The 12,146-nt window shown below is 33.3% G+C and carries 15 protein-coding genes; all 15 read right to left on the reverse strand.

What is annotated here, in order from left to right; translation table 11 throughout:
* Positions 1-21: 21 nt before the first annotated feature.
* Positions 22-243: a pentapeptide repeat-containing protein gene (locus JOC33_RS20730; protein WP_420825719.1), complete on the reverse strand. Its 222-nt coding sequence runs from the start codon at positions 241-243 to the stop codon at positions 22-24.
* A 14-nt stretch (positions 244-257) separates the two neighbouring features.
* Positions 258-716, reverse strand: a complete 459-nt coding sequence (locus tag JOC33_RS13995; RefSeq protein WP_205093175.1) for an NUDIX hydrolase — start codon at positions 714-716, stop codon at positions 258-260.
* A 218-nt stretch (positions 717-934) separates the two neighbouring features.
* On the reverse strand, positions 935-1,354 hold the full coding sequence (locus tag JOC33_RS14000) for a cytidine deaminase (protein ID WP_205093176.1): 420 nt from the start codon (positions 1,352-1,354) through the stop codon (positions 935-937).
* 111 nt (positions 1,355-1,465) lie between these two features.
* Positions 1,466-1,960 carry a DinB family protein gene (locus tag JOC33_RS14005; RefSeq protein ID WP_205093177.1) on the reverse strand — a complete coding sequence of 165 codons (495 nt, stop codon included), beginning with the start codon at positions 1,958-1,960 and terminating at the stop codon, positions 1,466-1,468.
* A 254-nt stretch (positions 1,961-2,214) separates the two neighbouring features.
* Positions 2,215-3,132, reverse strand: coding sequence for an SAM-dependent methyltransferase (locus JOC33_RS14010; protein ID WP_205093178.1), 918 nt, complete (start codon positions 3,130-3,132; stop codon positions 2,215-2,217).
* Between the two features lie 368 nt (positions 3,133-3,500).
* Complete coding sequence (locus tag JOC33_RS20390) at positions 3,501-3,662, reverse strand: GNAT family N-acetyltransferase (RefSeq protein WP_239534226.1); 162 nt, start codon at positions 3,660-3,662, stop codon at positions 3,501-3,503.
* 309 nt (positions 3,663-3,971) lie between these two features.
* Positions 3,972-4,520 (reverse strand): hypothetical protein, encoded by a 549-nt coding sequence (locus tag JOC33_RS14025; protein WP_205093180.1) that lies wholly within the window; start codon positions 4,518-4,520, stop codon positions 3,972-3,974.
* Between the two features lie 93 nt (positions 4,521-4,613).
* On the reverse strand, positions 4,614-5,867 hold the full coding sequence (locus JOC33_RS14030; protein WP_205093181.1) for an aminopeptidase: 1,254 nt from the start codon (positions 5,865-5,867) through the stop codon (positions 4,614-4,616).
* A 144-nt stretch (positions 5,868-6,011) separates the two neighbouring features.
* On the reverse strand, positions 6,012-6,407 hold the full coding sequence (locus JOC33_RS14035) for a hypothetical protein (RefSeq protein WP_205093182.1): 396 nt from the start codon (positions 6,405-6,407) through the stop codon (positions 6,012-6,014).
* A gap of 407 nt (positions 6,408-6,814) precedes the next feature.
* Positions 6,815-7,156, reverse strand: a complete 342-nt coding sequence (locus tag JOC33_RS14040; protein WP_205093183.1) for a hypothetical protein — start codon at positions 7,154-7,156, stop codon at positions 6,815-6,817.
* Positions 7,157-7,297: 141 nt separating this feature from the next.
* On the reverse strand, positions 7,298-7,876 hold the full coding sequence (locus tag JOC33_RS14045; protein ID WP_205093184.1) for a nucleotidyltransferase family protein: 579 nt from the start codon (positions 7,874-7,876) through the stop codon (positions 7,298-7,300).
* 455 nt (positions 7,877-8,331) lie between these two features.
* Positions 8,332-9,069 carry a cytochrome c biogenesis CcdA family protein gene (locus JOC33_RS14050; RefSeq protein WP_205093185.1) on the reverse strand — a complete coding sequence of 246 codons (738 nt, stop codon included), beginning with the start codon at positions 9,067-9,069 and terminating at the stop codon, positions 8,332-8,334.
* Between the two features lie 885 nt (positions 9,070-9,954).
* The gene (locus JOC33_RS14055; RefSeq protein WP_205093186.1) at positions 9,955-10,326 is read right to left on the reverse strand and encodes a DUF1516 family protein; all 372 of its coding nucleotides are present in this window, start codon (positions 10,324-10,326) and stop codon (positions 9,955-9,957) included.
* A gap of 28 nt (positions 10,327-10,354) precedes the next feature.
* The gene (locus tag JOC33_RS14060; RefSeq protein WP_205093187.1) at positions 10,355-10,972 is read right to left on the reverse strand and encodes a DUF2306 domain-containing protein; all 618 of its coding nucleotides are present in this window, start codon (positions 10,970-10,972) and stop codon (positions 10,355-10,357) included.
* Between the two features lie 269 nt (positions 10,973-11,241).
* The gene (locus tag JOC33_RS14065) at positions 11,242-11,832 is read right to left on the reverse strand and encodes a TetR/AcrR family transcriptional regulator (RefSeq protein ID WP_205093188.1); all 591 of its coding nucleotides are present in this window, start codon (positions 11,830-11,832) and stop codon (positions 11,242-11,244) included.
* Positions 11,833-12,146 lie beyond the last annotated feature (314 nt).

Raw genomic sequence — 12,146 nt, forward strand, 5'->3', positions numbered from 1 at the left:
TAAACCAGTGAACTGGCTTATCTATATATTTCGGACTTTCAGTCTGAGCATCTCCTTTAGTAGAATTTTTTGAGACTGAGTCAGAAATAATGCGTCATTTAAGTGAGCCCCTCTGATATTTGCACCTCTCAGATCTGCTCCTATGAAATCAGTCTTTCTCATATCATTACCCTTTAAGTTAGCGCCAATAAGAATTTCTCCTCTAAGGATCTGCTCCTCGTAAGTCCTTTCCTTCTTAGACAGCTCCTAAAAGATCACTATTTAAAGAGTTGCTCATTAAATACACTAATAGAATATATGTTTTCTTCTAATAAGTTATCAATTATCTGCTTTATTACATGCGGTTCTCGTAAATCCTTGTTTTCAAATGCTAAAAGCTCATTAACTTTTATCCATTTGCTCTCAGTAATTTCATTTTCTTCGAGATTTAATATACCTCCAGTAACCTCACCAATAAAATGAAATAAAATTACTTGATTGTTCGTATTACTGAGAAAATTATATACTCCAGTCGTGCCAATCAGTTTTACATCTAATCCCGTTTCCTCTTTAACTTCCCTCCGAGCTGAATAAAGAATGTCCTCGCCACACTCTATATGTCCACTTGGAAAGTTCCACTTATCAACAGCAGTGGGTTTATTCTCTTTTATAATTAAGACTTTATCATTGCCAAAGATTGATACACTAGCTACTAATACAATACCATCTTGAGACATCCATTTCTCCTCAATTCTACCTGAGAATTACATTTATCTTTATATATATAATAACTTCTTCTTTCACTAAACTGCTCCGTTAGTGTAAGAGCTATCGTTAAATTTGAACATTTGCCCCGGGATTTCTAACCGCGCACCTTCCTAATGTCTATAGGATAATTAGAGAGGATAGCCACCTTTTTTTCAATTAAAGCTTCATTTTTTTACTACCGCTACTGTTAGTCGAATAACTCTTCATCCTTGTATGCTTTAGACCAATGGTAAGGCTGGACTTCTTCCAGTGTTTTGAAAAGTAATTGTTTCTCGTCATTTGAAGTTACAGCTACTTTTACATCTCTACCCCAGTAAATTAACCTTTCCTGACAGACCCCACACGGAGTTAATACCTTTAATTCTTCATTTTCATTGTCTCTTACTACACAAATTGAATGAGTAATTTTAGTATCAAATTTATGTGCTTCCAAAATCGCACCTGTTTCTATACATAAATCTGTTGAAGCATTTATCACCTCTGGAGCAACACTTGTCAATATTTCATCCTCGCTAGTGTACATTGCCGCTGCACCACCCCAGCCAGTTGGATATCTTTTTTTAATCAGTTCTTTTGCTGCTCGATATAATTCTTGTTCAATATCCACTTTTGGTCTCCCCCTGCTTAACAACTCTTCAACTATTGCTTCGTGATTATAGATATGCGATAGTTCAATAATAACGATCGCTTTTTTTACTGTAGAGCTAATGAAGCCTTTTTAAAAACTTCGTTTCTCTGGCCAAGCTCCTTGCATTTTACTAAGGAACACTATCTGCCCAATATGATATGCGCCGTGCATTGCTAGACTCTTCAGTTCAAGTACTAATGGATAATCTTTCTTTGGGATTTTTCTATACATATCATCATGGTCTGATTTTGCTAGTATTTTTCCAAGTTCACGATGAACATAAAAGTATTCTTGCTTTGTTTCTTTCCAATTTTCTACCGTCTCACTTGGTAATTGAAATGTAGAATCATTATTTTCTGCTTGTGGTTCATTCTCTGTTTCGCCAAGAAAGCGCATCAGAAATCTCTTTTCAAAGAAAAGCAAATGACACACTATTTCCCAAATAGAATTCATTGACCCATCAGCTGGTTTCCAAATTGCCTGTTCTAATGTAATATCCTCTAGCACTTTTTCAAGGGGTGGAAACCAGTCTTCTTCATCTAAGCAGCTTGCCCATTGTTGTAACAAGAGTGTCTTCACATCCATTATCTAATCCCTCCAATTTAATTATTTAATAGATAATCCGGTGTTTTGTGGATAGCTCATTCATAAGGTGTCATGCCAATCCTTAAACTTTTTTAACAATCAGCCTGAGTTTTTGCTATATAAAATTACTTTTCCATGTGTCTATCTCCTCAACCTTTACTTCCATAAAAGGGGGCATTTCTCCTTCTTAGAGAAATGCCCCCTTTACCGGAAGACTCTATATCAAGATTTATTACCTGATTAACAGGTAGGTATCACTGTTTTACAGCATGAACGTAATGAATGGTTTCAAAAGCTGTTAAGTAGTCATTTCTATTACTAAAATAAAGTTCATTTATACTAATCGGTGTCAGATGTTCATAGATAAGTAAGCCAAATGTTTCTAGTATATTCTCCAATTCCTCATAAGAAAAACATGTTTTCATTGGTTCCCCGCTTGCAGCAGCCATTTTAACCATGTTTTCGACTCTATTAGAGTGACCCTTTTCAGTAAATAAAGTTTCGTCTCCATAATCAAAAACAATTGAACTCCCTGGAGGAACTTTGGTAAATAAATGAGCCAATAAGTGTGAGATTTCTTCTCGAGTTAAATAATAAGAAACTCCTAAAAGGCTAAAAAAAGTCTTTTTATTAACATCAAACCCTTGTTTTATTAGGTTTTGATCAGAAAACATTTTAGAGAAATCCATCGCTATAAACTGAAGGTTTCTTGGAATGTTATAGTTCGCTTCTTTCAACCTTTTCTTTTTAAAGTCCTGTGTAGATGGGTGATCAATTTCGAAAATCTTTAGAGCAGACTCAAATTCAGGATATCTAAAGCTAAAAGTATCTAAACCTGCTCCAAGGATGACATATTGTTCTATTCCTAGTCGCATTTCATCTAGCAATACTTTTTCTGAATAAGCAGCACGAGCCAAGGGTGTTGGAGAAAGCTGAACTTGAGTTATCCACTTTATCATTTCTTCTGTGTTTCCTTTAAATTGCTGCTTTAAATCTACATTGAAAAATTGGACTCCCTGTACTAGGTTCTTCTTTATTTCCTTAAATTCATCTTGGGTGATTAAATCGTTTGCCACATAGTCATTAAAGATAATAGGCGAGTCAAAACAACTATGATAAGCTCTACCAAAAGCAGAAATTAATGAAGTAACACTCGACTCCTTTTCTTTCACAGAAACACACTCCTTAAAACAGAAATAGGATTCCCCCGGCCAGGAGAACCCTATTATATACCTCAAATAAAATATTGTAAATTATAGCATAAATTAATTTTTTTGTAAAATAATTTGCTCTTTTACAGGGAGTTTTTTGTCTCACTAACATCCCCCCCGCTGTTGTTGAAAGCCTATAACAATCTTCCATTGATTTTGAACTAAATCACCATTAGTGAAGACTTGGAGCTGAGATAAAATCTATATGCAATAATGGAAACGCATTATTTTAAGTGTTTAATAAATAAAACTCTATCTTGCCCTGGGCAATCATAATCTGGGATACAAGAATTCCTTCCACCCTTTATATCGAAGACCATTTTAGCATGTTATGCAACGGATGTTTTGTTTACAGGTGAAGTAACTTCTTGAACTATATATCGATCTTCTTTTACTGCAGCACTGTTAAATTCTTCGTAAAGTTGTTTACCTATATTATTCTTTCGATAGTCCGGATGAACTCCTGCAAAGTGTATGTAAGCTTGATCCAGCTTCTTTTTATTACTTTAAGACTAAGCAGCTAAAAAAGCTTTCACAGATGTATAAATGCATAATAGTGAAATCCCAACTAACATATAACCTAATAAAGAATTGTGTGTTTTATTGAATTCTTCAAGCCCCATCACCAACAATAGGCAACCTAAAAACATGATCATATAGGGAAGCAAAAGAGGAGAATTATTCGTTATTAATCCATAACTGGAAAGAGTCAGTACTAATATAGCTAGAATAACCCTAGAAGTTTTTAACAACATATCACCCCATCATTAAGGTTCACTCCTGATTATGTAATAAATCCTTTATAAAGATTCCCTTTGATTATCTTCCTTCCAACCAATTTTCTTAATAATAACAGCTATAACTTTATTTTCATTAAACCCAAACTCTATATTTATTAAATTATCTTTATCAAAATATCCAAGGGTATCTAAGCCACTTTCAACCCTTTCATAATAGTTCTCACCGTATTCTTTAATTACCTGGTCTTTTGTATCCCCGATTTTAATTCCTTTAGCAGTTTCATATATTTTGGAGTTTTCGTCTGTTCTTCGAATGAATAATCGAATAACCTTGGCATCTGCAAAACCAAACTCCACTCCATCGTAACTCAAATATTTTGACTTTGGATCTCTTATTTCTTCGACTTCAGTTGGTTTTCCAAAAGTGTTTATAACATCGTTCTCATATGAATTTATTGATATAGAATTGATATTCTCATCAGAGAGGTCAATACTCTCTGTGCTTTCATAAAAATCCATCGTTTCCTTAGCTAATGGTTCACATCCCATTAAAATTAAAAAAGTAATTATGGTTGAAATTACTGTTGAAATTTTTAGATTTATCCTCAAAATAACCCCTCATTTTTATCCACTAAACAAAAAATCTTTTTCAATTTCTAAATATGGCGCAGATTTTCAACTGTTGAAGTACAATTTTTCAATTTAGAATTGGAAATCCCCATCCTTCATTAGCATGACTTCAGTACGATCTTCTTTATTACCCACTACTTTCATATCTTTGGTACCAAAGGTCACATTGACTGTTAAAAGGGAAGTATTCAGCCCCGCTGCCTTCAACTCTTCCTCAGATTGATCATTGCCATTTTGAATATTGGAAGGAGATGCATTTCCAATTCCAATATGACAGGACGTATTTTCATCAAACAATGTATTGTAAAGAAGCGTATCTGCCTGAGCAAGAGGCGATTTATTAGAGACCATGGCAATTTCACCTAGATAATGTGAACCTTCATCTGTTTCGATGAGGTTCTTTAACACTCCCTGTCCCTTTGCTGCATAATAGTCGGTAATCCGTCCATCTTTAAAAACCAGATAAAATTCATCTACGACACTCCCCCCATAGATAAGAGGTTTAGTAGCTACCAATTTGCCATTCACCTTATTTTTATGAGGAGCAGTAAATATTTCTTCCGTAGGAATGTTAGGAAAGAAAGGTATTCCCTTTTCATCTATGACTCCCCCACCGATATAGTGATGATTTTTTGGCAGACCAACTAATAAGTCAGTACCACAACTATTTGTAAAATGAAGTGCTTCAAATTGACTCTCGTTTAGGATTTTTTTTCGAGATTCGAAGGTTCTATTGTGGCTCTCCCAATCTTTTATAGGATTTTCCCCATCTGCCCGAGATCCTTTTAAAATTAATTTCCATAATGATTGTATAGCTTCTTCTTTACTTAGGTTGGGGAATACTTTTGTTGCCCATTCAGCGCTTGGGACAGCTAGAAGACACCAGCGTACCTCGTGGGATCTAATTTTCGCATAATAATCCCTCAATTTGGTACGAGAAGCTTTTTGGAAACGATTTATCCTATCTGAAGAAACCTCCTTAAAAACATTTAAGTTTTCAGAAATAATATGGATGTAAGCAGCGCCTACATCGTCCCACTCCTTAAAACGGGCAGCCTGCCAATCAGGAAAGTTATCAATGACACTATCTGCTGCATTTAAGTAAAATTCTTTGGTAGACTGTTCATCTGTCCAATCTATAAATACATTTGAAGCTCCTTCCTCGTAGGCTATCGTTTGGATTAGACGGGCAAACGTAGCATTTTGTATATCACTATGAATAATCAATAATTGATTTTTTTGCAGATTTACACCTGCTCGTACACCAAGTTCTGCATACTTTTTTAACTGTACTTCATTTATAAATTCATATATTTCTTTACTCATTTAATAACTCCCCTGTGATGTTCCTATATATGTTTATTCAAGAAATGAACCAAATTCCGTAAGACACGAAGTTGAGATATTGCACAAATAATAACCCTAGCTCCCTTTAATTAATATTATACTTGAAGGATACCGTTTCTCGTTTTACTCTATTTTACCTTTAATTTCTTTAACCTTTTGTCGAAAGTTGTCTAAAGATACCTGGGATAAACTGATTTCTTCCAAGACAAAATTGTCTGATTGATGTTTATAGATAAAGTGCAATTCATAGACTTTATCATTTTCTAACAAATTCCATACATTTTTGTTAATTTCAAAAGTGATGTTCTTAGGAATATGATTAATATTAAGCGTTGAAAAGGTTGCCTCAAATTTTTCTTTTTCATTTGAATCATTAGTTACTTTCTTTTCATATAGCTCTCCAGGTTGAGTAACTTCTGTTATGGATTCATCAGAAGAACAACCAATAATAATAAATAAAGTTAACAAAACAATAATTAAGAACATAGATTCAGACCTTTTTTTAATTGCAAAACTCAAAAGCAACACCACCACTCTACATTTCGTGATTTCAAGACAACTTTGGAAAAACTATTGATTTGATCTCCAAATCCTACTTATTAATTTTACAAGTACCCAGCCTGAAACTCCCCCGAAAAATAAAGGAAGCACACTATCAGGACGACCTGAAACAAAATAACTAATAATACATATTAGTACTACTAATAATACTTCGCTTAGTATATTCATTTTCACACCCTTTAACTTACTGAAAGATTAACAGTTCCCTATCACCTAAGTCTCAAAAAGATTGGCGAAACCTCCTATTGAATAATTGCCCCCGTTTGTTTAATAAAGATTATTCTTCACATAAGTTTTTAAAATGTCTACCCTCATCAGGAGAATTTCCTTCTGGTGTTGACCAAGCATTTTGGCAAATATTCTCTTCATCTACTACGGAATAAGTATAAAGCCAACCTTTTTCGTTTTTTAAATTCAACTATGAGGTGATAAGGGTTATATTGTCTTCCTTCTTGTTGACTAATCTTCCATTCTTGTTGAGGGAATGTTTCTTCTAAGTATTCCTTAAGTTGTTCCGTTTTTTTCGAAACTTGATAGTCGATCCAAAAAGGACGAACAGCAAAAAGCATAAGTAATAGTGCAGTTAATGAAATTGAAACAAGTAAACAATGTTTCCTTATGTTACTTGGTGTTAATAATGACATAACAAAAATACCAATTACAAAAATGACCGAAGTTGTTATTTCTGTTGCTGTTATTGGATGCAATATGAAATCTCCCTTTATTTTCAATTAAACTGCTCCGTTAGCACAAGAAGCATTATCCACTATACAGCTATTGCTCCCCTAAACTGGAAGACTTGATTTCAAGATATTTTTATCAGATCTCTAACTTAATCAACGGTTATCTTAATAAGAGTTATTGGTACCGTACACCTTTAACCTATCCCACTCTTTATTCCAATTTTTTGTTGTAACTCTATTTTTGTAGAATCCTATTCTTTCTTTTGTATCATAAAATGGTGTCGGTCTTACTTCTAAATTTACAACATCATTAATTCCCCAAGGAGCTGTTAATTTTATTTCCTCATTTTTGTCAATTTTTACTCCTAATGATGTGACTGTCTCAGGGAATTTTGAAATACCGTCAACGGAAGATGAATAGGGAGGCATATTACTTTTGATGTGCATTCTCGCCTGGTTTTTTACTGACCAAGGGATACTGGGAATAATAGATTTTAAATTTTCCTCAAACTTTTCTTCCTCAAATTTACTTACATTTGTTGAATCAAAGTAAATCACATCAATATCTGGTAATGGAGTTCTCGAACTATAATTATGTATCACATCCCATATTTTTGAACGAACAAATCCTGCACAAATCCACCAATCAGGCAAATTCAACGTTTTTACAGCATTTAGTACATACATCATCCAGTCATCTTCTTTTATTGATTTTATTACATCTTCCTCGTTTTTGATTATCATTGACTAACACCTACTTATTAACTTAACTATTGTATTTCCTTAATGTAGTTTTCTTTTAAACTTAGCTGCTCGTTAGATCAATACTTTCATCCGAATAGGTAGAAAAGGAACAACCATTGTTCATGATTTGCCCCCTAAAGTTGAAATCTCAGCGTTGAGATAACATGCTTATCCTAACAAAATGGATCCGAAATATAAGAAACTCATACTGAGAAATACAAAAGAAAACGTAGTTATTTGTTTTGGTAATTTCCCTTTGAAAGAAATTAACATTAAGCCAAGCAATATATGAACAGCTATAAACAGAAAAATGATCATCTTACCCCGTCCCCCTGGCAGATACCTCATTGAATGATCAATACATTGAAAACAAGTGCCTAACTCTTTAAAACTCGAAATTGAAACATATTTCAGGAGTGAATACGTTCATTCAAAACTTTTTATAATATTTATTACTAAAAACCTCTAAACCCTCCAAATAACTCTGTTAGCCATAACCCTAATACTGACAGTTTGTCAAAATACAATAATAGGCCCACCATAACCATAACTCCGCCACTAATTTTCATTATCTTATCTGAATACTTTAAAATCCATCGAGCTTTTCCTAAGAAAAAAGACATAACTAAAAAAGGAATAGCAAAGCCAAGTGTATATGCTAATGTATAAATCAACCCTTGATCAGGATTCGACGCTGATAAAGTTAAAACGGCTGTTAACATTGGCCCAATACAAGGAGTCCATCCTGCTGCAAAAAACACGCCAACTAAAAATGAGCCCAAATATCCTGCTGGTTTCTTTACCAGTTTTAAGCGTCTTTCTTTTATCATAGAAATGGGTTGGAAAATTCCCATTAGAAAGAAACCCATCCCTATTATAAATACAGCTCCTATCATTCGTATTATATTCTGATATCTAGTAAAAACATCACCAATAAAAGTAAAAGCTGAACCTAGAATAAAGAACACGATAGATAACCCCAATACAAAAAATAATGTATGTAGCATTAACTTTTGTTTTACCTGGCGTGGCTGTTTTGATTTATTAGAAAGTTCCCCTACTGATATCCCTGTAATAAAAGAAAGGTATGAAGGATACAGAGGATACACACAGGGAGAAATAAATGATAAAATACCTGCTCCAAAGACTAACCATATACTTAATTCGATTTTACATCCCTCTTCCCTAAACATATAAATAGCATATGAAGTAATGAAGTTATTTACTTAACCTAAAACTTGGTTTATTCAACAAAACTGGTTTCATACTTTAACAATGCACTCTATTACAGGCTTAAAAAGTGAAGTATCTTCCGTTAAAGCCCCCGTTTGCGTAATGCTTGAATTCGAGATACCTTCCTTCGCTTATAAAATCCTATATTATATGTATTATCTTAAGGAGAGCCATATCAATACTAGAATGACAGCTATAATACTCCAGAAAATAACTTGTTTATTCCTCAAACTTTCGCCTCCTTCTACTAGAATTAATTATTGAACAATCCGCCCATCGAGATATATTTTTTCAATAAAGTTACCCTATACTCAATTCCAATTATTTCAAATGAAATTCAAGAACTCAATCCTTTTACACTAAAAAGAGACTTATCATTACTGCAGATAAGCTCCCTTTTCTTTAAGACTCGGTTTCAAGATACTATTTGATTAAAGTATTCATTCGCTTTTTAAATCCTTTTCTCTAACTTGTATAGATAATACCTCCAACTATGAATAAAAGTGTAGAAATTTCGATAACCCAGATCCACGAAATTACTATGGCTAATGCAGGTGTGAGGTATAAAATACTTGTTGCATCAAAAGCCACACCCGTGAAGCTTTAAAACACCAAATCACTTAATTTTAGTGGTTTGGTCTTTATAAACAAGTTACTACATAATTGCTCCCAATTATGGAAAACTCGGTATGTTAAAAATATCCTTTTATTAAGAATTACATCTATTAAAAGACTCCTATGGAAGAACGACCATCTTTTGTTGGATAATCGTCCAATAACTAGAATAATCCATTCAAAAGTATTTACGTTTTTCAAGCGCAATTGATGTTGATCATTAATAATATTTAGAAGTGTATTACTCTAAAACCCATCAATACTACGGTTATTAATAAAATACTACCACTAATAAAAGCAAGTTTGCTTTGTTGACCTTTTTTCCTTCTAACAGTGCTGCTTTCCATTAGCCCCATCATAGTGATGGCAAATAATCCTTTAGTTACATAAAATGGATCAAAATTATAAGCAATCACTAATGAAACCCCTGAAAATAACATAATTATAAAAAAGAACCGTAAAATCATTTGGGTCATATTAGCAGCTTTGCTTTTTTTCTTCCCATATAGGGCATAAACTATGAAAAATAGTGTAAAAACAAATATCCAAGAATTCCGATGGATCATCTGAAACAAATCGACATTCTCTAAAATAATTCTCATAAGTAACCTCTTTAATTTCTCATATTCATTAGATTTTAGATTTTTTAATAACGAATTCTGCTAATGTTAAGTTGATTGTGAATGATCCCCAAACAGCAATGATGTAAGAAACACCATAATCGAAGTTAAACCCATTATGGAACGTAGCGACTATGATATATATTGTTAAATTTGCATAGGTAAGAAAGAAACTTCTAAGCATCCATTTTCTATGCTGAACTACTTTCTTTCTCCTTACCCACAGGTACCCATTAATTGTTGTAACAAGCCATAATGTATTTAATATCCAAAATCCAATCATACTTAGAACTCCGCCATTAGCAAAAATTGAAACATAGTAACCTGGCACCATATTTAAAAGAATGGATAATATATATATTCGGCCATTCCACTGGTGTAATGGAAGTTTTTTAATCCTAATACTTTTTGAAAGACCTATAGGACCAGTAACTAAAGCAGTAATCGCAAGGACGATATGGATTTTAATCATTACGATCCATAGGTTACCATTTGATATAATAATTTCTTTTTTGCTCAAGAAAGAAGCGAATTCTGGGTCCACTATAAAATTTTTTGAAGCAGTATGCAGAATCCACATCACAGAAACCAAAGACAGGATTACAATTAAAGTTTTTCTTTTAGTCATACTTCTCCTTTTCTACTAAACCACTATTTACTGAGACACCTTAGATCCTCTTAGCATAGATGGGAGCTTGCCTATCTTAGCTTGACCATCCATGTAATTCGCCTTTTTAAGTTGTCTAATAAATCAAATCCTTCAAACAGTATGATTTGAACGTCCATTATTACACCTCATTTCTGTTAGTATAATCAGACCGGACCGTCCGGTCTGGTTATACTATAACTTAATTACTCACAAAGAGCAACAAAGTAAATATGTCTATTCCTTGACATCTACCTTGTATATGTTAACAACAGCCTTTCCGTATATTTTATTGTGTTTTCTACATGCTCATTGTTTAATGAAAGCCTACTTGTCATAATGGCTCCTTCCATGGAAGACAATAAATGGGATGCTAAAGAACGAGGTTCGAGCTCCGTTGTATATTCCCCAGACTCTATTCCTTCTTGAAGTAAAGATTCAACGAACAATATCATCTGTTGAAAAGCCTCTGCCATCATCTTTTTCAATTCTGGGAAATTGTTATCACTCTCAATCGCAGTATTCAGCATAGGACATCCTCCTTCAATAGGCGGATTATCAACTGCATCTAGATAGATATTTGATATTGCTATGATCTTCTCAGTAAAAGAGTCTTTGTTTTTTATTGATTCCCGCATATAGAAATCTATTATTAAACCTGCTTTTTTATAAGAAGCTAATACAATTTCACTTTTATTCTTGAACCTTCTATATATGGCTCCTTTAGGTAAACCGGTCTCGTTCATAATATCTTGTATAGAGGTTATATGAATTCCATTAGTATTAAAAAGTTTTAGCGATTTATCCAATATATTTTGATAAACCTCATCTTGTTTACTCAATTTAAAACTCCTTGCTTCTATTAATTTTAATTATCATTATATGGAAAGGTATACGTAGTTACAAGTCGACTTCTTTAGTTGTTTTTTTTTCATTAGAAACTTAGACAATTTGTAAAGTGCTTCATTGTAAAGCTCAAGCCATAACCTCCCTATATCCAGATAGGATTATATTAACGGAAATAGATAAATGATTAAATTTTGTTTGTTCTGTCTTAATTTCAATAAATATCTCAGCCAACAGTTTTTCATAGGGTAGCCTCCATTGTTATACGGAGGCAACAAATCCTTATGTTTAAGATTTGTCCCTCTATTAT

This window comes from Thalassobacillus pellis (genome assembly GCF_016908295.1).
In the GTDB taxonomy this organism is placed as follows: domain Bacteria; phylum Bacillota; class Bacilli; order Bacillales; family Halobacillaceae; genus Thalassobacillus; species Thalassobacillus pellis.